Below are 23,338 nucleotides of genomic sequence, written 5' to 3' on the forward strand. Positions count from 1 at the left end.
CAACAAGTGTTGACACGCCAGTCACGGCAGAGTTACCGTTGCCAACAAGCGTTGACCAACGGTTGTTGGCGCGAATTGCACGAAGGTGCCAGCTGACGAACGGGCCCAGGAGGCAGACATGACCACCACCCCGCGCACCACACCCGACACCGTCGACGTCCTCGTCGTGGGCGCGGGCCCCACCGGCCTGCTGCTCGCGGGCGACCTGGCCGCCCAAGGTCTCTCGGTCGCACTCGCGGAGCGCCGCCCGCACGAGACCAGCAACATGACCCGCGCCTTCGCCGTACACGCCCGTACGCTCGAACTGCTCGACACCCGCGGTGTGGCCGACGAGCTCATCAAGACGGGCACCCCTCTCTCCGCCCTCCGCTTCTTCGGCAAGCTCTCGCTCGACCTCTCCCGGCTGCACACCCGCTTCCCCTTCGTGCTGATCACCCCGCAGTACGAGGTGGAGCACCTGCTGGAGCGCCGCGCCCGCACCACGGGCGTCCATCTCCGTTACGGCACGGAACTGACCGCGCTCCATCAGGACGCCTCATCGGACACCGTCACCGCCGAACTGCGCCAGGCGGACGGCAGCGTGACCACGCTCAGGGCCCGCTACCTCGTCGGTACCGACGGCGTGCGCAGCCGAGTGCGTCAGGCGCTCGGTCTCCCCTTCCCCGGAGATTCCGTGATCCGGTCGATCGTCCTCGCCGACGTCCGGCTCGCCGAGGAGCCCCCGGACCTCCTGACGGTCAACGGAGTGGGGGACGCCTTCGCCTTCATCGCCCCCTTCGGCGACGGCTGGTACCGCGTGATGGGCTGGAGCCGCGCCCACCAGGCCGCCGACAGCGACCCCGTCGACCTCGATGAACTCTGCGAGATCACCCGCCGCGCCTTCGGCGCCGACTACGGCATGCACGACGCGCGCTGGATCTCCCGCTTCCACAGCGACGAACGCCAGGTGCCCGCCTACCGCACCGGCCGGGTCTTCCTCGCCGGGGATGCCGCCCACGTCCACTCCCCCGCAGGCGGGCAGGGCATGAACACCGGCCTCCAGGACGCCGCCAACCTCTCCTGGAAGCTCGCCGCCGTTCTGCGCGGACAGACGACCGCCCCGGAGGCGCTGCTCGACAGCTATCACGCCGAACGGCACCCGGTCGGCGCAATGGTGCTCCGCTCCAGTGGCGCACTCATCCGCCTCGCCATGGCCCGCACGCCGCTCCAGCGGACGGTCCGAGCGCTCGCCGCCACCGTGCTGTCCACGGTCCGGCCCGCCGCCGACAAGGCGATCGGCCAGGTCTCGGGCATCTCGATCGCCTACGCGGCCCCGCGCGGCGCCCACCCCCTCACCGCGAAGCGCGCCCCGGATCTGAGCCTGCGGGAGGGCCGCCTCCACCAACTCCTGCGCGACGGCACGTTCGTCCTCGTCACCCCCGCCGACGCCACCACTCCGGCATCGCCCATCCCCTTGGTGCACGCCCACTGGAGGAGCGACCGCACCACCTCGCTGCTCATCCGCCCCGACGGCTACATCGCCTGGGCGAGCGACCACGCCGACCAGGCGGCCCTGCAGACCGCACTCACGCTATGAACACCCACCTCGCACCCGCAGCATCCACAGCGCCCGTCGTGCCGGCATCGCGGGCCGCCGACGGTCAGAACACGTACTCGTCCCCAGTGGCCGGGGCCAGTACCTCGTGGTCGTTGTTCTGCGGGTTCCGGTCGGTCGCCCCGCCGTTCCACAGCGTGTCGACCCGCACGACGACCTCGTCCGGCTGCCCCGCAAGCTGCAGTTCGACGGCGAGCTGCCGCCCCTCCGTCTCGTCCGTGCGCAGCGCACCCGTCCGGCACAGCACGGTCAGCCGGTCCGCCTGCAGACAGCCTTCCGGAAGCTCCTGCCGCCCGGAGAGCATCACCGATGTACGCACCCGCACGGTCATATCGGCCAGGTTCGACGGACCATAGTTCACGCTCTGCACCCAGACGCCGAGCCCCGAACCCCACAGCGAGACATGCCCGTGGTGCGACACGTCCGCCTCGGGCGAGATCCCCCCGGCTGCCGCCCCCGCCCGATTCCCGCTCCCAGCCCCAGCCGCAGCCGCAGCCGCAGCCGCGCCACCCATCCCGAGCACCACAGCCATAGCCACAGCTACCGCCGCTGCGGCCGCAGCAGGCTCCACAGGCGCACCTCTACGTGTCACTACCATGCCCCGAAGATACAGATCGCCCCGAATCATCCATATTTACCCACCAGTTCGGCGCGCCTTCCCCCGCGCCTCGCCCACGGCTCCTCCTCGGCCCGGGGCCTCGCCCCCTGGCCCCGGCTTCCTCCCCTCCCATGACACGCTGAGTCCATGGTCGTCGCCCGCTCTGTAGCCCTGTTCGTCGTCGCCGCGCTTTTCGAGATCGGCGGCGCCTGGCTCGTCTGGCAGGGCATACGTGAACACCGGGGCTGGATCTGGATCGGCGCCGGCGTCATCGCACTCGGCGTCTACGGTCTTGTCGCCACGCTCCAGCCGGACGGCGAGTTCGGCCGCATCCTCGCCGCGTACGGCGGTGTCTTCGTCGCGGGCTCGATCGCCTGGGGCGTCGTCGCCGACGGCTACCGCCCCGACCGCTGGGACGTGATCGGCGCGCTGATCTGCCTGGCCGGCATGGCCGTCATCATGTACGCCCCCCGCAACCACTGACCGCACGCCTGCCTATCCTGACCCCGTACCGATCTGCTGTCCGAGGAGTCCGCCATGGCCGCCACCCCGATCGCCGTCATCACCGGAGCGAGCAGCGGCATCGGCGCCGCGACCGCCCGCCGGCTGGCGTCCGCCGGCTACCGCGTGGTCCTGACCGCCCGCCGCAAGGACCGCATCGAGGCACTCGCTGCCGAGATCAACCAGGCGGGCCACCAGGCAACGGCCTACGCCCTGGATGTCACCGACCGCGACGCCGTGGACGAGTTCGCCACGGCGTTCCGCACCCTCGCCGTCCTCGTCAACAACGCGGGCGGCGCGCTCGGCGCCGACCCCGTCGCCACCGGCGACCCTGCCGACTGGCGCCAGATGTACGAGACGAACGTCATCGGCACACTCAACGTCACCCAGGCCCTGCTCCCCGCGCTCACCGAGGGCGGCGACGGCACGATCGTGATCCTCTCCTCCACCGCGGGCCTCTCCACGTACGAGGGCGGCGGCGGCTACGTGGCCGCCAAGCACGGCGAACACGTCCTGGCCGAGACGCTCCGACTGGAGATCGTCGGCACCCCGGTCCGCGTCATCGAGGTGGCCCCCGGCATGGTCAAGACGGAGGAGTTCGCCACCACCCGTTTCCGCGGCGACACCGAGAAGGCGGCAAAGGTCTACGCGGGCGTCGAGGCCCCCCTCACCGCCGACGACGTGGCCGACACCATCACCTGGGCCATCACCCGCCCCAGCCACGTCAACATCGACCTCTTGGTGGTCCGCCCCCGCGCCCAGGCCTCCAACACCAAGGTCCACCGCACCGCCTGAGCCCTCCGGGACCCTGAACGGAGCAGCCGGACGGGCCCGGACACAAGCGAGCCCCGGACGCGCAATCCAGCCCGGGGCCCTCGTTTCTCATGCGTAAGGGGCCTCAGCCCTTCACGCACACCACCTGCTTGAGCTTGGCGACGACCTCCACCAGGTCCCGCTGCTGCTCGATGACCTGCTCGATCGGCTTGTACGCGGCCGGAATCTCATCCACGACGCCGGAGTCCTTACGGCACTCCACGCCCCGCGTCTGATCCTCCAGGTCCCGCGCCGTGAAGCGCCGCTTCGCCGCGTTCCGGCTCATCTTCCGGCCGGCGCCGTGCGAGGCCGAGTTGAAGGACTTCTCGTTCCCTAGGCCCTTCACGATGTACGAGCCGGTGCCCATCGAGCCCGGGATGATTCCGTACTCACCGGACCCGGCACGGATCGCGCCCTTCCGGGTGACCAGCAGGTCCATGCCCTCGTAGCGCTCTTCACTGACGTAGTTGTGGTGACAGCTGATCTCCGGCTCGAAGGTGACCTTGGCCTTCCTGAATTCCTTGCGGACGACTTCCTTCAGGAGCCCCATCATGATCGCGCGGTTGCGCTTCGCGTACTCCTGAGCCCAGAACAGGTCGTTCCGGTAGTCCGCCATCGGTGGGGTGTCGGCGATGAACACGGCCAGGTCACGGTCGATCAGGTTCTGGTTGTGCGGCAGCTTCTGCGCCTGCCCGATGTGGAAGTCGGCCAGTTCCTTGCCGATGTTCCGCGATCCGGAGTGCAGCATCAGCCAGACGGAACCCGACTCGTCGAGGCAGAACTCGATGAAATGGTTTCCCGATCCGAGCGTTCCCATCTGCTTCGTGGCTCGTTCCCGACGGAATTTGACCGCGTCGGCCACCCCGTCGAACTCTCCCCAGAAGTCGTCCCACCCCTTCGACGAGAGGCCGTACACCCGGTCCGGGTCCACGGCGTCGTCATGCATGCCGCGACCCACCGGAATGGCCTGCTCGATCCTCGACCGCAGCCGGGACAGGTCACCCGGCAGGTCGTTGGCCGTCAGGGACGACTTCACCGCGGACATCCCGCAGCCGATGTCCACGCCGACCGCCGCCGGACACACCGCTCCGCGCATCGCGATCACCGAACCGACCGTCGCACCCTTGCCGAAGTGGACGTCCGGCATGACGGCGAGCCCCTTGATCCAGGGCAGGGTGGCCACGTTGTGCAACTGCCGCATCGCAACGTCCTCGACCGAAGCCGGGTCGGCCCACATCCGGATCGGAACCTTCGCGCCCGGCACCTCTACATACGACATACTTCCTCGATTCCCCCGAAAAGCCTGAAAGCGCAAAACCGGTGCCAAGATCGACAAATAAGTCGGCCGACCGGCAATCACAGCGGCGCGTGCGATACACATTGTCTCCACCGGTCGCCACCGAGCGGCAAGCGTTTTTCGCACGAAGGGAGCCCAGGACCGTGCGACGAATGGCGTACGTACCCGGCACCGCGCTATTGGCAGCGCTTGTCGTCGGCTGCAGTGCCAGCACCGGAACGGGTGGCTCCGCCCCCGACAGCAAGCCCGGCGAGGCAACCGCCGCGACCGCCGCTCCGGGCAAGTACCGCACCCTCCTCGATCCTTGTCGCGCCGTCGCGTCGTCCACCCTGAAGGACCTGCTTCCGGGCGCCGCCGAGCTGCCCGAGGACCAGCAGAAGAAGGTGTACGACGGCGCGGCCACCGTCACCTACGACACCGACCGCCGCGTCGGCTGCCGCTGGAAGTCCGAGGCCTCCGACTCCTCGCGCACCCTCTTCGTCGACTTCGAGCGGGTCGTGTCCTACGACCCCTCGGTGAGCGATGACGACCGGGCTCGCGAGGTGTACGGGAAGAAGGAGGCCGCCGCCGGCCTGTCAGCGGACGCGAACACCGATGCCGCCACCGACGCCGCCACGCCCGGCAGCACGAAGAAGCAGACGCCCTCCGCCTCGGCCTCCAAGGACAAGAACGCGGACGAACCCGGAGGCGACAGCGCCGACAGGAACAACAGCGCAAACACCGACGGCATTACGGCTGACAGTTCCGGAAGTTCCGACGAGAACCTCGCCCCGCGCACCCTCGACGGCATCGGGGACAGTGCATTTCTGGACGATCTGCTCACCCGGGCTGGTTCCACCACACAGAACCGCACGGTGAGCGTGGTATTCCGCACATCGAACGTCATCGTGACCGTCCAGTACACCGAGCAGCCGACCGTCTCCACGGTGGTCCCCGACAGCAAGGAACTGCAGGAGAAGGCCCAGTCCCTGGCCCGGAAGCTGGTCGAGAAGTTCAGCGAATAGCCCCGCCCGGGGCGCCCCGGACCGGCACCGTCCCCGCCCGCCGAGCACCCGACCGAGGCGGCATCCGATCGCTGTCCGTCGTACCGTGGCCCTCCGGAACACCAACCGGAACACACCAACCGGGACACCACCCAAAACGCCCCCGGCTCCTCCCGGAACGTCCGCCGACCACCTGGCAGCCCGACCGCCGCGCCACCCGAGTGAAGGAACCATGCACCGTTCAGCCCCGCGACTCTCCCGCATACTCGCCTGCGCCGCCGTTCCGGTGATGCTCGTCGTCGCCGGCTGCTCGTCGGATTCCGGCGGCAAGGACAAGAAGGACTCGTCGGCTTCGTCCTCGTCGTCCGCGGCACCGAGCGCAAAGAAGTCGGAAGCGAGCGTCGCGCCCGCCAAGTTCGCCGCGCTGCCCGACCCGTGCAAGTCGATCGCCAAGAAGACGGTCACCTCCCTGGTCCCCTATGCGAAGTCCAAGAGCGGCACGCCTGCCAACTCCAGCGACATGTCGTACCGCGCCGGCTGCTCCTGGAACGGCCTCGCCGACAAGGGCGTGCACGGTTCCCAGTACCGCTGGCTCGACGTCGGCTTCACCCGCTTCGACTCGGACCAGGCCCTGGGAAGCGGCGCCGAGCGGGCGCAGCAGGACTACGCGAAGCAGGTAGCCAAGGCCAAGGCGGCCGAGGGTGCGAAGAAGGTCGCCGAGGGGCCCGTCAGCGGCATCGGCGAGCAGGCCACCAAGATCACGTACGACCTCACCAAGACGAGTGAGGACTTCAAGTACGCAACGATCGTGGCCCGTACGGAGAACGTCGTCGTCACCCTCACCTACAACGGCGCGGGTTACGCGGGCGCGAAGACCCCGTCCGCCGACGACATCCTGAAGGGCGCCGAGAAGGCGGCCAAGGAGGCGGTCGCCTCGGTCGCCACCCCCGCCGCCGCCGACACGAAGCCGGACGCACCGGGCAAGTCCGCCGAGCCCAGCAAGTCCGCCAAGACGAGCTAGCCGACGCGGCAGGGCGCGGCAGGCCCCTCGGGACGCCCCTCAACACCCCTGCCCAGAAGCAGTTTTACGAAGCCCATCACCAAGCCCGTTACGAGGCCCGGTTCTCCCCCGAGTACCGGGCCTCGCCCCTCCCCGCGCAACACGCCGCGCCCTCATGTGCCAGGCTGTGCCCGCCGGAAGTCGAAGCAGGACGTCGAAGCAGAGCATCAGCGCAGGGCGTCGGATACGGGAAACGGGGAGGGGAAGCGGGTGGCCGCGATGCAGCTGACACGCACCCACCGAATACTCATCGGGCTCGTGGTCGCCGGTGCGGTGCTCATCGCCGCGATCGGTTTCGCGGGCTCGTACGCGGCGGTGCGCGAGCTCGCGCTGCAGAAGGGCTTCGGGAACTTCTCGCTGGTCTTCCCGATCGGCATCGACGCGGGTATCTGTGTCCTGCTCGCCCTGGACCTGCTGCTGACCTGGATGCGCATCCCCTTCCCGCTGCTGCGCCAGACGGCCTGGCTGCTGACCGCCGCGACGATCGCCTTCAACGGCGCCGCAGCCTGGCCCGACCCGCTCGGCGTCGGCATGCACGCGGTCATCCCCGTGCTGTTCGTCGTCTCCGTCGAGGCCGCCCGGCACGCCGTGGGCCGGATCGCCGACATCACCGCCGACAAACACATGGAAGGCGTACGGCTCACCCGCTGGCTGCTCTCTCCCGTACCGACATTCAAGCTGTGGCGGCGCATGAAGCTCTGGGAACTCCGGTCCTACGAGCAGGTCATCAAACTCGAACAGGACCGACTGATCTACCAGGCCCGCCTCCAGGCCCGCTTCGGCCGCAACTGGCGCCGCAAAGCCCCCATCGAATCCCTGATGCCACTACGCCTGGCGAAGTACGGCGTCCCACTGGCCGACACCGGTCCATCCGGCCTCGCCGCCGCAGGCATCGAACCGGCTTTGCTACCCCCCGCCCCGGCGCCGGCCCTGACCTCGTCCGGGCCGGACGAGTTCCCGGAACTGCCGTACGCAGAGCCCCACCCGGAGCAGCAACCCCAGCAGCACCCGGAACAGCAATCCCAGCAGCACCCGCAACAGCAACAGCAGCACCTCGCAGAGCAGCAGCACGCCCACCCCTCCGAGCCGGCCCATCCCTCCGAGCCGGCCCCCGCCTCCGAGGAGTGGCCGCAGGAGGGCCCCGGCTCGCACGACAGCCCCTGGTTCGCGGCGGCCCACGTCCCGGACGACGCGTACGAGGGTGCGTACAACCCGACGTACGTCGAGGGCCTGGAGCCGACCCCGATCATGGTCCCGTCGGGCGCCGGCGGCCGCACCCGCCCCCTGGGCAACGTGGGCACCATCGGCACCGTCCCAGGCCCCCGCACCGCGGAACACCAGGAATCGCAGCCCCAGCCGCAGCCCGAGGAGCCGGAACCCCGGCCCGTGCAGCAGCAGGAGCCCGACCCGTCCGAGTGGGCCGAGGCCGAAGTCGAGTTCGGCAAGATCGCGTACGAGGTGTTCACCGCGTACACGAAATCGCACCAGGACTACCCGAGCGCGGAGGTCCTCGACATACACCTCTCCGACGGCCACAACGTCCGCCATCCCCGCAGCGCGGCCCTGCTCCGCCGCCTTCTGCCGGGATTCAAGCAGCGCTTCGACACCGAGATGGCGGAGAACCACATCGCGTAGGACCCCGCCCCGCCCGTCCCGGCGTTCAAAGCCGGAACCAGCACGGACGCGACGAACACGCGCCGAACACGCGCCGAGCACGCGACGGAACCGGCAACGGCAGAGGGCCGTCACCCGAATCAACGGGTGACGGCCCTCTGTGCTGACTACCTCCTACGCGCCCAGCAGCCTGCGCACCCGGTCCGCCCCCACGGCCAGCAGCAGCGTCGGCAGCCGCGGTCCCGTGTCCCGGCTGACCAGCAGCCGGTAGAGCAGCGCGAAGAACGACCGCTGCGCGGCCTTCAGCTCGGGCGTCGGCTTGGCGTCCGGCTCCAGGCCCGCCAGGATCTTCGGCACGCCGTAGACGAGCGTGGTGAGCCCGTCCAGCGACCAGTGCGTGTCCAGCCCTTCCAGGAGCAGCCGCAGCGACTCCCGGCCCTGCTCGTCCAGCGAGCCGAGCAGTTCCTTGTCCGGCTCGTCGCGGACGATGGTGCGGGCCTCGGCCGGGACCTGACTGGTGATCCAGTTCTCGGCGCGGTCGAGGCGGGGCCGGGCCTCGTCGAGCGAGGTCAGCGGGTTCTCCGGGTCCAGCTCGCTCAGGATGCGCAGCGTCTGCTCGTCGTGCCCGCCCGTGATGTCGACGACCGACGCGAGCGTGCGGTACGGCAGCGGGCGGGGCGTGCGCGGCAGCTCACCTGCGGCCGTGCCGATGGCCCGCGCGTACGCGGCGGCGTCGGCCGGCAGCACCGAGCCGTCGGCGACCTTGCGCGCCAGCGAGTCCCACTCGTCGTAGAGCCGCTGGATCTCCTGGTCGAAGGCGATCTTGAAGGACTGGTTGGGCTTGCGGCGCGCGTACAGCCAGCGCAGCAGCGGCGCCTCCATGATCTTCAGCGCGTCGGCCGGGGTCGGCACGCCGCCCTTGCTGGAGGACATCTTCGCCATGCCGGAGATGCCGACGAAGGCGTACATCGGGCCGATCGGCTGGACGCCGTCGAAAACCTCGCGGACGATCTGGCCGCCGACGACGAACGAGGAGCCGGGCGAGGAGTGGTCCACACCGCTCGGTTCGAAGATCACGCCTTCATACGCCCAGCGCATCGGCCAGTCGACCTTCCAGACCAGCTTTCCGCGGTTGAACTCGTTCAGCCGGACGGTCTCGGCGAAGCCGCAGGCCGTGCAGGTGTAGTTCAGCTCGGTGCTGTCGTCGTCGTACGACGTGACGGTCGTGAGGTCCTTCTCGCAGTTGCCGCAGTAGGGCTTGTACGGGAAGTAGCCGGCCGAGCCGCCACTGCCGTCGTCCTCGCCGGCCGCGCCGGAACCCGCCTCGGCCTCCAGCTCGGCCTCGTCGACCTTCTTCTGCTGCTGCGGCTTCTTGCCGCCCTTGGCGCCCGCCGCACCCGGGTCCTTCTTCGTCCGGTACCGGTCGAGGACGGCGTCGATGTCGGCGCGGTGCTTCATCGCGTGCAGGATCTGCTCGCGGTACGTGCCCGCCGTGTACTGCTCGGTCTGGCTGATGCCGTCGTACTCGACGCCCAGCTCGTCCAGTGCGGCGGTCATGGCGGCCTTGAAGTGCTCCGCCCAGTTCGGATACGCGGATCCGGGCGGGGCGGGCACCGAGGTCAGCGGCTTGCCGATGTGCTCGGCCCAGGACTCGTCGACCCCCGGGACGCCGCCCGGAACCTTGCGGTAGCGGTCGTAGTCGTCCCAGGAGATCAGGTGCCGCACGGTGTACCCGCGGCGGCGGATCTCGTCGGCGACGAGGTGCGGGGTCATGACCTCGCGGAGGTTGCCCAGGTGGATCGGGCCCGACGGGGAGAGGCCGGACGCGACGACGACCGGTTTGCCAGGCGCACGACGCTCCGATTCGGCGATGACATCGTCCGCGAAGCGGGAGACCCAGTCGGTCTCGGTGCTGCTCTGACTCTGAGCCACGGTCTGCACGTCCTTCTCTCTTGTGGGGCTCGCAGGGACAAACCCCTGGCAGGGGCAAAACTCCTGGCAGGGACAAACCCCTGGCAGGGCAAAACCCTTGGCAGGGACAAACCCCTGCGGGACTCGTAGGGCATTGCCCATTGTCCCAGGTCCCACCGACAGCGCGAAAACGGCTTTACTCGCCGTGGAATACTGGGTGTGATCCCTTGTACTCCTACGGAAACGGCAGCCAGCCCATGGCCTCGGTCAATTCCCTCGCTTCCACGCTCCAGCAGCAGCTGGCGGACGCCCTGACGGCAGCTCTGCCGGATGCCGGCACCGCGGACCCGCTGCTGCGACGAAGCGACCGGGCCGACTTCCAGGCCAACGGCATCCTGGCCCTCGCCAAGAAGCTCAAGGGCAACCCGCGCGAACTGGCGTCCCAGGTCACCGCCGCGATCCCGGCGGGCGGCCTGATCAAGGAGATCGAGGTCTCCGGCCCCGGCTTCCTGAACGTGACGCTCGCCGACCGGGCGATCATCGAGACCCTCGCCGCGCGTGACGCGGACGACGAGGGCCGCCTCGGTGTCCCGTACAACAGCGCCGCGGGCACCACGGTCATCGACTACGCACAGCCGAACGTGGCCAAGGAGATGCACGTCGGTCACCTCCGTTCCGCGGTGATCGGGGACGCGATGGCGCAGATCCTGGAGTTCACGGGCGAGACCGTGGTCCGGCGCCACCACATCGGCGACTGGGGCACCCAGTTCGGCATGCTCATCCAGTACCTGATCGAGCACCCGGGCGAGCTGAACCACGAGGCCGACGGCGGCGCGGCGGACGGTGAGGCCGCCATGTCCTCCCTGAACCGGCTCTACAAGGCCTCGCGGGTGCTGTTCGACTCCGACGAGGAGTTCAAGGCCCGCTCCCGGGACCGGGTCGTGGCCCTCCAGGCCGGTGACGAGGAAACCCTCGCCATGTGGCAGCGCTTCGTCGACGAGTCGAAGATCTACTTCTACTCGGTCTTCAACAAGCTCGACATGGAGATCCGCGACGCCGACATCGTCGGCGAGTCCGGCTACAACGACATGCTGGCGGAGACCTGCCGCCTGCTGGAGGAGTCGGGCGTCGCCGTCCGCTCCGAGGGCGCGCTCTGCGTGTTCTTCGACGATGTGAAGGGCCCGGACGGCAACCCGGTGCCACTGATCGTCAAGAAGTCGAACGGCGGTTACGGCTATGCGGCGACGGACCTCTCCGCGATCCGCGACCGGGTCCAGAACCTCAAGGCGTCCACCCTGCTGTACGTGGTGGACGCGCGGCAGTCCCTGCACTTCAAGATGGTCTTCGAGACGGCCCGCCGGGCCGGCTGGCTGAACGAGGACGTCAAGGCCGTGCAGCTCGCCTTCGGCACGGTGCTCGGCAAGGACGGCAAGCCGTTCAAGACCCGTGAGGGCGAGACGGTCCGGCTGGCGGACCTGCTGGACGAGGCGATCGACCGGGCGTCCGCGGTCGTGCGCGAGAAGGCACAGGACCTCACCGACGAGGAGATCACCGAGCGGGCCACGCAGGTCGGCATCGGCGCGGTGAAGTACGCGGACCTGTCGACGTCGGCCGCCCGCGACTACAAGTTCGACCTGGACCAGATGGTGTCGCTGACCGGCGACACGAGCGTGTACATCCAGTACGCGCACGCCCGTTCCCGCTCCATCAAGCGCAAGGCGGGCGAGCGGAAGCCCCAGCCGCACCCCGAGCTGGAGCTGGCCCCGGCCGAGCGCGCGCTGGGCCTGCACCTGGACCAGTTCGGCGAGATCGTGGCCGAGGTCGCCGCCGCGTACGAGCCGCACAAGCTGGCCTCGTACCTCTACCAGCTGTCGTCGCTGTTCACGACGTTCTACGACCAGTGCCCGGTGCTGAAGTCCGACGTCCCGGCCGATGTGGCCGAGAACCGCCTCTTCCTCTCGGACCTCACCGCCCGCACCCTGCACCAGGGCATGGAGCTGCTCGGCATCAGGACGCCCGAGCGCCTCTGACCGGGACGTCAGTCAGCCCGTACGCACCGGCCCGGTGGCCGTGACCGCTAGTCCCACTCCTTGGTCACCCACTGGGCCGTGTCGTACCGGTACATGTACTTCGGCCGCGCCTGGATGCTGCTGGTACGGAACGGCTTCCCGCCGTCGTCGATACGCAGCGTCCCCTTCCGGCCGCCGCTGCTCCACTCCAGCTCCAGGTACCAGCTGACGTCGTGCCCTTCGACATGGGCGTTGAGGTCGAACACCTCCACATCGGTGGAGGACACCTGGAACGGGAAGTTCTTCGGCGGCACCCGCACGTCCCCCTGCTGCCCCGCCACCGGGGTGAGGGTCGGCCGGCTGTCGTCGAGGTCGATGTCGAAGGACTGCGGTGTGATGCCGCTCCCGCAGCCGTCCCCCATCGAGTACGCCGACCACGCCAGCGGCACCTTCCGGGACAGTGTCCGCACATGCAGTCCCTTCAGCACGACGGCCTGCCCCGACTTCCCCTGCACGGTGAGTTCGAGCAGCATGCTGCCACCGTCCACCCCACCGAGCGCCCTGGCCCAGCCGCGGGTGTCCTGCGGTGCGGGCGGCGGAGGCACGTCATCCGGCTTCTGGTCCAGCACGTAGTGCTGACCGCAGGGCTCTTCCCAGTTGTACGAGCTGATGGTGGCGCTCAGCGGCACACCCCCGCTCTGCTGGCCACCCGACCCGGCTCCCGTGCCGTGCCCCCCGGACGTGGCGGTTCCATGGCCGGGCGCCGGGGACGAGGCACTTGCCGTACCGGACGGGGCCGGCGTACCCGACTTCTTCCCTGCACCGGGCGGATTCTTCCCCCCACCGGGCGGAGCGGTGAGGCTCGCGTCGAGGCGGGGCCGGGTGGACACGGGCCCGTCCGGGTCCTTTGCGTCCACGGCGGGGGCGTTGCTGAGATCGTCCATGCCCGTACCCGACAGATTGCTGACGACGATCGAGGTGGGCACGATCAGCGCGACGACGGCGACGGCCGCGAGCAGCACGCGCGCCCGTGCGGAGGCCAGGAACCGCCGGGGCCGGCTCGCCCCACCGGCCACGATCGCGGGCTCGGATCCGGGTTCGGGTTCGGGCGTGCGCTCGGACGCGTCACCACCAGCCTCGGCCCCGGAGCCACGAACCGCCTCCGGACCCGATTCGAAAACCCCGTCCCGCACCGGCTCCGCAGGAGCAGGAGCAGGAGCAGGAGCAGGAGCAGGCACAGGAACAGGAACAGGAGCAGGAGCAGGAACAGCCGCAGGCACAGGAGCCCCGGCGGCGGGGCGCCGCCGGGTCGCATCCGCCACGATCCACCGCCGGTGCAGCTCCACCAGCTCCTCCGGGCTCGCCGCACACAACCGCGCCAGCCGTTCCACCGGGGCGTACTCGTTCGGCACCGCATCACCGTTGCAGTACCGGTGGAGCGTCGACGTGCTGACGTGCAGTCTTCCCGCGAGAACCCCGTAGCTGCGCCCCGAACGGTCCTTCAGTTCCTTCAGCAGAGCCGCGAATTCCCCGGCCTCCGGCGTCGCCACTTCGGCATTCCCCCTCCTGGTCCGTCCCGGAACACCGTTCCAGGGACGTGGAATCTGCCCAGGTCACAGTACGCGCAGGCATTCCAGCTTCCCGAATGGGCTGTTCGGCGTTGCGGTCGGATTCCGCCGCCCCGCAAGCTGTGAACACACCGCAGCGACCACCGGGACAACGCAGTGCGAATCCACTCCCGCATCAAGCTCATCGATGCCGTGGCCATCGGAGTGATGATCGTGTCCACCGCGATCGTCATGGTTCTGATCTGCCACAACTGACCGAACGACATCACCAGCCCACACACGGGGAGTACCACCATGCGCAGCAACCGCATCCGCACCACCGCCCTCGCCGCGACCGCTCTGCTGGCCGCCCTCTCGCTCACCGCCTGCGGCGGCAACGACAACGGGAACGACGACAAGGCAGGCGCGGTGGCTCCGGCGGCAAGCACCACCCCCACCACCCCCGACACGGGCAAGGACACCCAGGAAACCGACAGCGGCACGGCCGATGCCCCCGCCAAGAACGCCTCCGACGCGTCCAAGGGCTCCACCGGCGCCACCGGCTCCACCGGCGGTCAGAAGAGCAACGCCGGCGCCACCGGCGGTCAGAAGAGCAACGCCGGCACCACCGGAAGCGGCAGCAAGTCAGCCGTGACCTGCACCGGCGCGAACACCAAGGTCACCGTCAGCAAGGTGAGCCGTCCCATCAACCACCTGCTGCTCACGGCGACCAACACCGGTTCCGGCCCCTGCTACGCGTACCACGCGCCGAAGCTCCAGTTCGACGACGCCCAGGCCGTCTTTCCGATCCTCCGCGACAGCATCCCGCAGGCCGTGGTCACCCTTGCGCCGGGCCAGTCCGCCTACGCCTCGATCGGGCTGTCCGGTGAGCCGGACGGACAGGAGCTGTACAAGGGCACCCACCTCGCGGTGTACTTCGCCGGCAAGAGCGACCAGGGCTCCACGGGCGCCCCCGCCGAGCTGACGCTCCCCGCCGGCACCTCCTGGGGCAACAACGGCTTCGTCACCTACTGGCAGAGCGAGATGGCCGACGCCCTCACGTACTGAGTCCCCAACTGACGGCGCGGAGGCTCTGGTTAACCGCCCCAGAGCCTCCGCATCAGTTCGTCACTCCCGGCAGTTCGTCACTCCCGGCAGTCCTCAGTCCCGGTAGTCCGGAGCCACCCGGTCCAGCAGTCGCAGCATGGCCGCCCATGCCAGGTCGTAGGCGACATCGTCCTGAAGGTCGCTGTCCGCGGCCGCGTCGCCCGCGAGCTGCCGGGCGGTGTACTCGCAGGTCCCGGCCGGGGGAATGATCAGCGCTCCGCCGCCCGCCTGGGCGGTGACCTGGATCTCGCAGGCCTTCTCCAGGTAGTACATGCGCAGGAAGGCCTGGGCCGCGCTCCCGCCCACCGTCAGCAGACCGTGATTGCGCAGGATCAGCGCCGGATGGCTGCCGATGTCCTCGACCAGGCGCTTCTGCTCGTCGAGGTTGAGTGCCACGCCCTCGTAGTCGTGGTAGCCGACGCGGTTGTAGAACTCCATCGACATCTGGTTCAGCGGCAGCAGCCCGTCGCGCTGAGCGGCGACCGCGCAGCCGGCCCTGGTGTGGGTGTGCAGGACGCAGTGCGCGTCCTCGCGCGCGGCGTGGATCGCGCTGTGGATCACGAAGCCCGCGGGATTGACGGGGTGGGGCGTGGGCTCGACCGGATTGCCCGACAGGTCGATCTTGACCAGGTTCGACGCGGTGATCTCCTCGAAGAGGAGGCCGTAGGGGTTGATCAGGAAGTGGTGATCGGGCCCCGGCAGCCGCAGCGAGATGTGGGTGAAGATCAGGTCGGTCATCCGGAAGTGCGCCACGAGCCGGTAGACGGCGGCGAGTTCACGACGCAGCCGGGTCTCCTCGGCAAGATCCGCGCCGCTCCCGCTCCCCTCGGCGAGATCCGTGTCGTGGACGGTCGGCAGTTCGGTCACGAGGGAGCTCCTTCGAGCGTCGGGTCGACCACGGGGGTCAGCGGGCGCCCGGTGCGGTGCCAGGCGATGACGTTCTCGGCGGGCGCGCACACGTACGCCCGCTGCGAGGTGTCGGACAGGTAGGCGCTGTGCGGGGAGAGCTGGATGCGCGGGTGGGCGCGCAACGGGTCGTCCGGCGCCGGGGGTTCGACCGGGAACACGTCCAGGGCCGCGCCCCGGAGCCGCCCGCCGTCCAGCGCGGCCAGCAGCGCGGCGGTGTCGACGAGTTCACCGCGGGCGACGTTCACCAGGTAGCCGCCCGGTCGCATACGGGCGAGCAGTTCCGCGTCGACCATGCCGCGGGTCTGCTCGGTCAGCGGCGTGTGCAGCGAGAGCACGTCGCAGCCGGCGACCAGCTCGTCCCGGTCGAGCCGCTCGACGCCGGACGGCCACCCGGCCGCGTCGGCGTGCGGGTCGTACGCGGCGACGCGCCCGAAGACCGGACCCGCGATCCTGGCCAGCTCCCGCGCGATGCGCCCGAATCCCATGAGACCGAGCGTCAGTTCACCGGCCCGGCGCGGCAGTTCGGCGAACTCGGTGCTCCAGCCACCGCCGCGCACCGTGGCGTCGGCCTGGGGCAACGCGCGTACGAGGCAGAGCGCGGAGGCGAGCGCGTGCACGGCGACGTCCTCGGTCGCGGCAAACGGAAGGTTGCTCACCCACACTCCGCGCCGGAGCGCCTGCGCGGTGTCGATCATGTCGTAGCCGGCGGACATGGTGGCCACCATCCGCACACCGGGGAGGCGGTCGAGCAGCGCGGCGTCCACCGGCGCGTAGCCGACGATCAGCGCGACGGCGTCGCGTGCGGCCGCCACGATCGCGTCCGGGTCGCGGCTGCCCACGACCCGGGTGTCGAAGCCCGCCTCGGCCAGCAGCCGCATCCCCGGACCGACATCGAGTTCCTCGGGGTCCGTGAACACCACCAGGGGCCGGCTCATCCCATCCTCCTCAAGCTGCACAAGCTCCTCCGGGCCTTCAGCCACAGCTGGCCTTCGGTCGCCGCAGCCCTTCAGCCACAGCGAAATACTGATTCGTTCGTCTCAGTTGCACTGAACTTACGTTTCATCCGGCAAAATTGTCCAGGGACAGTGATGCGTATGCCGGTGAGGCGCATCACTCGCCTCATCCCCCGTAGCCCCCGCGCCCCGGTGGTCAAGAATGGGGCCCGCCCCGGGCGCACCCGCCCCCGGGCAACCGAACCGAGGGGAAGCGCCCAGGTGGATCTGGACCGGACCGATCTGGCCGTAGTCCGCGAACTGCAGACGGACGGCCGCCTGACGTACGAGACGCTGGCGCAGCGCGTCGGACTCTCCCGACCCGCCACCCGCGCCCGCGTGCAGCGGCTGCTGGCGGGCGGCGGCGTACGCGTGGTGGCCGTCGTGCATCCCGCCGTACGGGAGCTGACCGCCTCGGCCCATCTGTCGATCGGCGTGAGCGGACCGGCCGAGCCGGTGGCACGCGCGATCGCCGCCATGCCGCAGGCGCCGTTCGTCACCCTCACCGCGGGCAGCCGCGCGATCATGGCGGAGCTGCGCACCAAGGGGCTGGCGGAGCTGGACCGGGCCATCGAGTCGATCCGCTCGCTGGACGGCGTCGACGCCGTGGACCCGCTGATCTCCCTCCGGCACCTCAAGGACCCCTACCTGCTGGCGGGCCGGCCCGATGTGCCGGAACTGGACGCGACGGACCGGCTGATCCTGGACGAGCTGGAGCGCGACGGGCGGCTGCCCTTCGCCGAACTCGCCGAACGCGTCGGACTTTCGCCGGGCGCCGCCCGCGCCCGCACCCTGCGCCTCCTCGACGGCGGCGTAGCCAAGGTGCTCGCACTGGTCCGCCCCGATCTGCTGGGGCTCGGCGTCCTGTGCGGGTTCGCCGTACGCCTGGACGGCGAGCGGGACACCGTCGCGCGGCACATCGGCGGATGGGACCGGATCTCGTTCCTCTCCGCCTGCATGGGGCGCGCGGAACTCGTCGGGACGATCAGCGCGAAGTCGCTCGCCGCGGTGCGCGACACCCTGGAGGACATGCGGGCATGCGCGGGCGTGCGCGCCGTGGAGAGCTGGGTCCATCTGGAGCTGGTCAAGGAGCGGTACGACCTCACCACCACCGGCTCATGAGCGGGATGCCAGACGATACGTAAGTCAAAATCCGCATCACATTCCGAAAAATTTGTGAGCCGGGGGTCTAGGCAAGACATCGTCTGCTGCATATCGTCCATGCGAACGAATCGGCCGTCACGGACTCTCCGTTTGCGCGGCCTCCCTCATGGACGTCCCAGGTCGAAAGCAGGCCCCCTCATGCACCACCCCCTCGACGACGCCGACCGCACGCTCCTGGTGACCGGCGCCGCCGTCGCCGCCCCCGGTACCACCGAACGCGCCGAGGCACTGGCCGTCCGCGGCGGCCGGGTCGTCCACATCGGCACCACCGACGACGCCCGCGCCGCACTCGGCGGCCGGGCCGACGACGTCCTCGAACTCGACGGCGGCCTCGTCCACCCCGGCTTCGTCGACGCCCACTGCCACCCCGTGATGTACGGGCAGGCACTCGCCTGGGTCGACTGCCGCCCCGAACGCGTACCGGACATCGAGACACTCGTCGCCGTCCTGACCGAAGCGGCCCGCGAACTGCCCGCCGGGGTCCCGGTGCGCGGCTTCGGCTACGAACACCGCCGCCTCGCCGAGCGCCGCCACCCCACCTGCCACGACCTCGACCGCGTCGCCACGGACCGCGAGGTGTACGTGATGAACGCCTCCGGCCACGGCGGCGTCGTCAACTCCCACACCCTGCGCACCTGCGGCGTCACCGCCGGCACCCCCGACCCCGAGGGCGGCAGCATCGGCCGGTCCGCCTCCGGCGAGCCCGACGGACAGCTCTGGGACGCCGCCTGCGACCTGCTCACCGGCCCCGGCGGCGTGAAGATCGGCAACCACGGCCCGAACTTCCACCTCTCCGAGCCCGACGCCATCATGGCCGACCACCTCCAGCGCGCCCAGGAGGTCTTCCTCGCCGCCGGAGTCACCACCGTCGGCGACGCCCAGGCGTCCCGGCGCGAGATGGAGACGTACCTGCGCGCCCGCGCGGACGGCTCACTGCGCCTGCGCGTCTCCGCGTACCTCACCTCCGCGCTCCTGGACACCGCGCTCGAACTGGGCGTCGTGAACGGCTTCGGCGACGACCTGTTCCGCGTCCAGGGCGTCAAGTTCTACGCCGACGGCACCCTCGGCGGCTGGACCGCGTACTTCCCCGAGGGTTACGCCGCCGACTGCTGCCACCACGGGCAGCTCTACCACTCCGCCGAGGAGTACGCCGAGCTCGTCGGCCGCGCCCACCGCGCCGGGCTCCAGACCGCGACCCACGCCCAGTCCCCGTATGCCATCGGCATGGTCCTCGACGCCGTCGAAAAGGCGCAGGCGGACCGGGAGCGCCCCGGCATCCGCCACCGCATCGAGCACTCCGGCCTGCCCACCGACGAACAGATCGCCCGCATGGGCCGGCTGGGCGTCGTCCCGGTCATGCAGCCCCAGCACCACCTGCGCACCGGCGACGGCACGCTGACCGCCGTCGGCGACCTCGGCCACCGCTACAACCCGGCAGGCACCTGCCTGGCCGCCGGCGTGCCCGTCGTCTTCAGCTCGGACGCGCCCGTCGCCCCGCCCGCCCCACTGGAGGCCGTCTCCGCCGCCGCGACCCGGCGCACCGTACTCGGCACCGTCCTCGGCGACGCCTCGCTGCGGATGCCCGTCGCCGACGGGCTGCACGCGCACACCGCCGCGGCCGCCCGCGCCCTGCACCGCGAACACGCCGTCGGCGCCCTGGCCCCCGGCATGCTCGCCGACTTCGTCGTCCTGGCCGGCGACCCGCTCACCACCGACCCGGCGGAACTCGCCTCCATCGGCGTACGCGAGACCTGGATCGGCGGCACCCGCGCCTGGGCAGCCCCCGGCCGCTGATCCACCGCTCCCTCCACTCCCACCGCTCCCACCGCTCCCCCGCTCCCACCGCTCCCCCGCTCCCACCGCTCCCCCGCTCCCTCACCACTCCCCCACTCACGCACCTTCCGCCGCCCCTCCCGCCCCCGGAGGCACCGTGTCCCCGTCCCCCTCCCCATCCGCGTCTCCATCCCCATCGCCGGCCGCGTCCGTGCGGCCCGCCACCGGGCAGAGCCCGTACAGAGCCGCCGTCGCGGCACTGGCAGGCACATCCATCGAGTGGTACGACTTCTACGCGTTCGCCACCGCCGCGGCGATCGTCTTCAACGACGTGTTCTTCCCGCCGGACATGTCGCCGTATCTCAGGACCCTGTCCGCCTTCGCGACCTTCGCCATCGGCTTTCTGCTGCGCCCGCTCGGCGGCATCGTCTTCGGGCACATCGGCGACCGCGTCGGACGCAAGAAAACCCTGGTCATCACGTTGGTGATGATGGGCGTCGCATCCTTCGCCATCGGCCTGCTGCCCACGTACGCCCAGGTCGGCGCACTGGCGCCGATCCTGCTGATCGTGCTGCGGCTGGTCCAGGGCATCGCGATCGGCGGTGAGTGGGGCGGCGCGGTGCTGATCGCCGTGGAGAACGCCCCGCGCGGCAAAGCCGCCTTCTTCGGATCGTTCGCCCAACTCGGCTCCTCGGTCGGCGCGTTGCTGTCGACCGGCGCCTTCAGCCTGATGAACCTCTTCGGGCACGACGCGTTCATGAGCTGGGGCTGGCGCGTACCGTTCCTGGCCTCCGCCGTGCTGGTGATCGTGGGCCTGGTCGTCCGGGTCAAGCTGGAGGAGTCCCCGGTCATGGAGGAGGTGCGCAAGGAACAGCAGACGAAGCAGGCGAAGGATGGGAAGGAAGAGACCAAGCTCCCGGTGGTCGAGGTCTTCCAGAAGGCCTGGCGGACCGTCCTCGTCGGCGTCTTCGCCCTGGCCACCGCGACCGGCGGCTACTACGTCGTGACGAGCTTCCTGCTCTCGTACGGCACCGGCGACCTCCACCTGTCGGAGTCGATGCTGCTCAACGGCCTCACCCTGGCGGCGTTCCTGGAACTCCTCGTCACCCCCTGGCTGTCGTGGCTCGCCGACCGAGTGGGCTCGCACAAGGTCGTCATCGCCGGACTCGTGGGCGTCATCGTCCTGGCCCTGCCGCAGTTCACGGTGCTGGGCACCGGGAGCGTCTTCCTCATCTGGCTGATGATGCTGGCCATGCGTCTGGTGATGTCCGCGCTGTACGGGCCGATCGCGTCGATCCTCGTCGAGGGCTTCGCGCCGCACGTCCGCTACACCGGCATCTCCCTCTCCTACCAGATCTGCAACATGATCTTCGGCGGTCTCGCCCCCCTCGCCGCGGTCTCCCTCGCGGCAGCGGCGGGCGGTCACTACTGGCCGCCGGCCGCCATGCTGATGGCCATCTCGGCGATCGGCATCGCGTGCACGGCCCGCCTCCATCGCCTTGGCAAGGCGCAGGCGCAGGCACAAGCGCAGACGCCCGACGGACCGACCCAACCCCCGATGACACCCAAGCCGGTACCGACCGCTCTGTGACATCTGCGGATACGGCCCGCCGGTTCGTGTACCCCCTCCCGTCAAGGACCACGGGCGGGGGTACGCGCATGCACGGAGCCGGACGCACCGGTCGTGGACTCAGGGGATGGTCACGGGTGACTCATCGCCGAACCGCGCCTGTCCCACGCTACGGTGGCCCGCCGGAGCCGGGGCGCCGACGCCCCCGGTGCAGGGCTCCGAACGTGCCCCGACCGTCCAGGACAGGTAGTGATCGACATGCCTCAATCACAGAACCGGAAATCACAGACCCGAACCCTCGCCAAGAAGAGTGGACGCTGGATTCCGTACGTCGTATTCGGAGTGACCCTTGCATGGGTCGGAGGGGTCGCGTTCGAAATTTCCCGCGAAACGCCTGCCGGGGCATCCACACCGAGTGAGCTCAAAACTCAGGTAGGGGAATACGTACGCGAGGGAAACTCAGACGACCTGAATGATCTGTTTACAGAGGACAGCGTCGGCGACTCCTACGCGAAAAACTATTTGGCGCACCTTGAGGATGCCAAGCCGAGTCGGCTGGAAGTGTCCATCGATGACCACCAAGGAGTTTACGCACTGACCCTTTCAGGGGTGACGAAAGAAAGAGGGAAAGTCTGCACTTCGTGGCAGGTAAAGCAGAAGGGTGGCCGATGGTTTTTGGACGCGGCGCCACTCGTCCGACCGAACCCGTGCGCCACCACACCCTGACCCGCTACCCCTCACAGGGCCTCGCCGACCTCGCAGCGCCTCGCGGGCCTCGCCGCACAACCGATCGGCAACACCGGCAGCGCATCCGCCGAGCCCCTCCGCAGCACCAGCCAGAAATCAGACAGATCCAGATGGCCGGAAAAGGACTGTCCGAAGTAGATCTTCCATGGTTTTGTTTCGTGACCCTGCTCGCGAAAAAATGGAGGATCGCTCGATGAAGAAGGCCCTCTCCCTCGTGGCGGCAATCGGGATGAGCACTATCGCTTTCACCGGTAGCGCACAAGCCGTCGACGTCCAGCCGCTCTCGGCCACCGGCTGCACCGGAAACGCCGGATCCACCGACGGCTCCGGATCGGTATGCATATCCGTCACCGGGACGGGCCTGAAAGTCGACAGCGTATCGCTGAGCAAGAAGTCGAATAACCGGGCCTGGACGGATTACGCGCAGATCGATTTCACCGACGGCTCCGGTGGCTACATGAGCGCGACGGTGAGCGCCGCGCGGGTCGAGACCAAGACCGTCGGCTTCAAGTGGGGTCTCAACGCCGCGAACAACAGCAAGGTCTGCGGATACTGGCACAACTATCCGGGCACCAAGGCCTGCGTGACGATCCACAGCTGACGGACCCGATGAGGGGCCGCACCCTGCGCACGCGCGGGACGGCCCCCCTCCTCACCCCTCACCCCTCATCCCTCACCCAGTCGGGCGTGACCGGCCACGAGGTCCCCGCCGAAAACGCCGGGCCGGCCGAACGCGCACCACACGATCTTGCCGGGATTCCGCTCCCCCACCCCCCACCGGTCGGCGACCGCCGCCACCAGCAACAGCCCCCGCCCGGACTCCCCGTCGGGCTCCCGCACTCCCGGTTGCCCGCCCCCGCTGTCATGGACCTCGACGCGCAGCGCCGCCCCGCCCTCCTCCAGCAGCAACCGCACCAGATACCCCCGCCCCGGCGGCGCTCCGTGCACCAGCGCGTTGGTGGCCAGCTCGCTCACACACAGCAGTACGTCGTCCAGCCGCGCCCCGAACCCCCAGTCGGCGACCGCTCCCCGTACGAACTCCCGTGCCGCAGGCACCGACCGGCGTTCACGCCGGTAGAACCGCTCACGCAGCAGCGAGAGTTGCATCGTCTCGTTCATGGGACGAGAGTCACACTCCGTGACTACGCT

Annotated in this window: 20 protein-coding genes; 13 read left to right on the forward strand and 7 right to left on the reverse strand. The window is 69.7% G+C overall.

The features are described 5' to 3' along the window. The first annotated feature begins 118 nt into the window (after nt 1-118). Nucleotides 119-1,576 carry an FAD-dependent monooxygenase gene (locus OG306_RS16285; RefSeq protein ID WP_266906279.1) on the forward strand — a complete coding sequence of 486 codons (1,458 nt, stop codon included), beginning with the start codon at nt 119-121 and terminating at the stop codon, nt 1,574-1,576. 64 nt (nt 1,577-1,640) lie between these two features. Here the strand turns inward: OG306_RS16285 and OG306_RS16290 are convergent, their stop codons facing one another. Continuing rightward, complete coding sequence (locus OG306_RS16290) at nt 1,641-2,015, reverse strand: hypothetical protein (protein WP_323183873.1); 375 nt, start codon at nt 2,013-2,015, stop codon at nt 1,641-1,643. Between the two features lie 324 nt (nt 2,016-2,339). Here OG306_RS16290 and OG306_RS16295 point away from each other — a divergent pair, with 324 nt between their 5' ends. Then, nucleotides 2,340-2,675 carry a YnfA family protein gene (locus OG306_RS16295; protein WP_266746886.1) on the forward strand — a complete coding sequence of 112 codons (336 nt, stop codon included), beginning with the start codon at nt 2,340-2,342 and terminating at the stop codon, nt 2,673-2,675. A gap of 54 nt (nt 2,676-2,729) precedes the next feature. After that, a complete protein-coding gene (locus OG306_RS16300; protein ID WP_266746887.1) occupies nt 2,730-3,488 on the forward strand; it encodes an SDR family NAD(P)-dependent oxidoreductase in 759 nt (252 codons plus the stop codon). Between the two features lie 103 nt (nt 3,489-3,591). Here the strand turns inward: OG306_RS16300 and OG306_RS16305 are convergent, their stop codons facing one another. Then, nucleotides 3,592-4,785: an RtcB family protein gene (locus tag OG306_RS16305; protein ID WP_266746888.1), complete on the reverse strand. Its 1,194-nt coding sequence runs from the start codon at nt 4,783-4,785 to the stop codon at nt 3,592-3,594. A 170-nt stretch (nt 4,786-4,955) separates the two neighbouring features. Here OG306_RS16305 and OG306_RS16310 point away from each other — a divergent pair, with 170 nt between their 5' ends. The 3 genes from OG306_RS16310 (at nt 4,956) to OG306_RS16320 (ending at nt 8,481) form a co-directional block, all read left to right on the forward strand. Continuing rightward, nucleotides 4,956-5,807 (forward strand): DUF3558 domain-containing protein, encoded by an 852-nt coding sequence (locus tag OG306_RS16310; RefSeq protein ID WP_371665416.1) that lies wholly within the window; start codon nt 4,956-4,958, stop codon nt 5,805-5,807. A gap of 211 nt (nt 5,808-6,018) precedes the next feature. Continuing rightward, the gene (locus tag OG306_RS16315; protein ID WP_266906276.1) at nt 6,019-6,807 is read left to right on the forward strand and encodes a DUF3558 family protein; all 789 of its coding nucleotides are present in this window, start codon (nt 6,019-6,021) and stop codon (nt 6,805-6,807) included. Nucleotides 6,808-7,056: 249 nt separating this feature from the next. Continuing rightward, nucleotides 7,057-8,481: a DUF2637 domain-containing protein gene (locus OG306_RS16320; protein ID WP_266906274.1), complete on the forward strand. Its 1,425-nt coding sequence runs from the start codon at nt 7,057-7,059 to the stop codon at nt 8,479-8,481. Between the two features lie 153 nt (nt 8,482-8,634). Here OG306_RS16320 and lysS read toward each other — a convergent pair whose 3' ends face one another. Beyond that, the gene (gene lysS / locus OG306_RS16325; protein WP_266746892.1) at nt 8,635-10,401 is read right to left on the reverse strand and encodes a lysine--tRNA ligase; all 1,767 of its coding nucleotides are present in this window, start codon (nt 10,399-10,401) and stop codon (nt 8,635-8,637) included. Between the two features lie 227 nt (nt 10,402-10,628). On the opposite strand from lysS, the gene argS reads away from it, so the two are divergent. Further along, nucleotides 10,629-12,401, forward strand: a complete 1,773-nt coding sequence (argS, locus tag OG306_RS16330; RefSeq protein ID WP_371666249.1) for an arginine--tRNA ligase — start codon at nt 10,629-10,631, stop codon at nt 12,399-12,401. Nucleotides 12,402-12,448: 47 nt separating this feature from the next. On the opposite strand, the gene OG306_RS16335 is transcribed toward argS, so the two are convergent. Beyond that, a complete protein-coding gene (locus tag OG306_RS16335) occupies nt 12,449-13,930 on the reverse strand; it encodes a helix-turn-helix domain-containing protein (protein WP_371665417.1) in 1,482 nt (493 codons plus the stop codon). Nucleotides 13,931-14,242: 312 nt separating this feature from the next. On the opposite strand from OG306_RS16335, the gene OG306_RS16340 reads away from it, so the two are divergent. Beyond that, complete coding sequence (locus OG306_RS16340; protein ID WP_266746894.1) at nt 14,243-14,995, forward strand: DUF4232 domain-containing protein; 753 nt, start codon at nt 14,243-14,245, stop codon at nt 14,993-14,995. Between the two features lie 93 nt (nt 14,996-15,088). Here OG306_RS16340 and OG306_RS16345 read toward each other — a convergent pair whose 3' ends face one another. After that, nucleotides 15,089-15,892: a class II aldolase/adducin family protein gene (locus OG306_RS16345; protein ID WP_266752236.1), complete on the reverse strand. Its 804-nt coding sequence runs from the start codon at nt 15,890-15,892 to the stop codon at nt 15,089-15,091. A 5-nt stretch (nt 15,893-15,897) separates the two neighbouring features. After that, on the reverse strand, nt 15,898-16,878 hold the full coding sequence (locus OG306_RS16350; RefSeq protein ID WP_266906272.1) for a C-terminal binding protein: 981 nt from the start codon (nt 16,876-16,878) through the stop codon (nt 15,898-15,900). A 279-nt stretch (nt 16,879-17,157) separates the two neighbouring features. On the opposite strand from OG306_RS16350, the gene OG306_RS16355 reads away from it, so the two are divergent. The 5 genes from OG306_RS16355 to OG306_RS16375 all read left to right on the forward strand — a co-directional run bounded on the left by OG306_RS16355 (nt 17,158) and on the right by OG306_RS16375 (nt 22,790). Beyond that, nucleotides 17,158-18,057, forward strand: a complete 900-nt coding sequence (locus OG306_RS16355; RefSeq protein WP_266746896.1) for an Lrp/AsnC family transcriptional regulator — start codon at nt 17,158-17,160, stop codon at nt 18,055-18,057. 180 nt (nt 18,058-18,237) lie between these two features. After that, on the forward strand, nt 18,238-19,893 hold the full coding sequence (locus OG306_RS16360; RefSeq protein WP_266746897.1) for an amidohydrolase: 1,656 nt from the start codon (nt 18,238-18,240) through the stop codon (nt 19,891-19,893). Nucleotides 19,894-20,083: 190 nt separating this feature from the next. Further along, nucleotides 20,084-21,463, forward strand: a complete 1,380-nt coding sequence (locus OG306_RS16365; RefSeq protein WP_327349591.1) for an MFS transporter — start codon at nt 20,084-20,086, stop codon at nt 21,461-21,463. Nucleotides 21,464-21,691: 228 nt separating this feature from the next. Beyond that, nucleotides 21,692-22,168: a hypothetical protein gene (locus OG306_RS16370; protein WP_266746899.1), complete on the forward strand. Its 477-nt coding sequence runs from the start codon at nt 21,692-21,694 to the stop codon at nt 22,166-22,168. Nucleotides 22,169-22,382: 214 nt separating this feature from the next. Beyond that, the gene (locus tag OG306_RS16375) at nt 22,383-22,790 is read left to right on the forward strand and encodes a hypothetical protein (protein ID WP_266746900.1); all 408 of its coding nucleotides are present in this window, start codon (nt 22,383-22,385) and stop codon (nt 22,788-22,790) included. 65 nt (nt 22,791-22,855) lie between these two features. Here OG306_RS16375 and OG306_RS16380 read toward each other — a convergent pair whose 3' ends face one another. Then, nucleotides 22,856-23,308 carry an ATP-binding protein gene (locus OG306_RS16380; protein WP_266746901.1) on the reverse strand — a complete coding sequence of 151 codons (453 nt, stop codon included), beginning with the start codon at nt 23,306-23,308 and terminating at the stop codon, nt 22,856-22,858. Nucleotides 23,309-23,338: the final 30 nt, after the last annotated feature.

This window comes from Streptomyces sp. NBC_01241, assembly GCF_041435435.1.
GTDB lineage: Bacteria > Actinomycetota > Actinomycetes > Streptomycetales > Streptomycetaceae > Streptomyces.

Excerpts from the sequence above, each read along its gene's own strand:
- OG306_RS16285 (WP_266906279.1), top strand. The coding sequence starts at position 119 with ATGACCACCACCCCGCGCACCACACCCGACACCGTCGACGTCCTCGTC.
- OG306_RS16295 (WP_266746886.1), top strand. The coding sequence starts at position 2,340 with ATGGTCGTCGCCCGCTCTGTAGCCCTGTTCGTCGTCGCCGCGCTTTTC.
- OG306_RS16300 (WP_266746887.1), top strand. The coding sequence starts at position 2,730 with ATGGCCGCCACCCCGATCGCCGTCATCACCGGAGCGAGCAGCGGCATC.
- OG306_RS16305 (WP_266746888.1), bottom strand. The coding sequence starts at position 4,785 with ATGTCGTATGTAGAGGTGCCGGGCGCGAAGGTTCCGATCCGGATGTGG.
- OG306_RS16310 (WP_371665416.1), top strand. The coding sequence starts at position 4,956 with ATGGCGTACGTACCCGGCACCGCGCTATTGGCAGCGCTTGTCGTCGGC.
- OG306_RS16315 (WP_266906276.1), top strand. The coding sequence starts at position 6,019 with ATGCACCGTTCAGCCCCGCGACTCTCCCGCATACTCGCCTGCGCCGCC.
- argS (WP_371666249.1), top strand. The coding sequence starts at position 10,629 with ATGGCCTCGGTCAATTCCCTCGCTTCCACGCTCCAGCAGCAGCTGGCG.
- OG306_RS16340 (WP_266746894.1), top strand. The coding sequence starts at position 14,243 with ATGCGCAGCAACCGCATCCGCACCACCGCCCTCGCCGCGACCGCTCTG.
- OG306_RS16350 (WP_266906272.1), bottom strand. The coding sequence starts at position 16,878 with ATGAGCCGGCCCCTGGTGGTGTTCACGGACCCCGAGGAACTCGATGTC.
- OG306_RS16360 (WP_266746897.1), top strand. The coding sequence starts at position 18,238 with ATGCACCACCCCCTCGACGACGCCGACCGCACGCTCCTGGTGACCGGC.
- OG306_RS16375 (WP_266746900.1), top strand. The coding sequence starts at position 22,383 with ATGAAGAAGGCCCTCTCCCTCGTGGCGGCAATCGGGATGAGCACTATC.
- OG306_RS16380 (WP_266746901.1), bottom strand. The coding sequence starts at position 23,308 with ATGAACGAGACGATGCAACTCTCGCTGCTGCGTGAGCGGTTCTACCGG.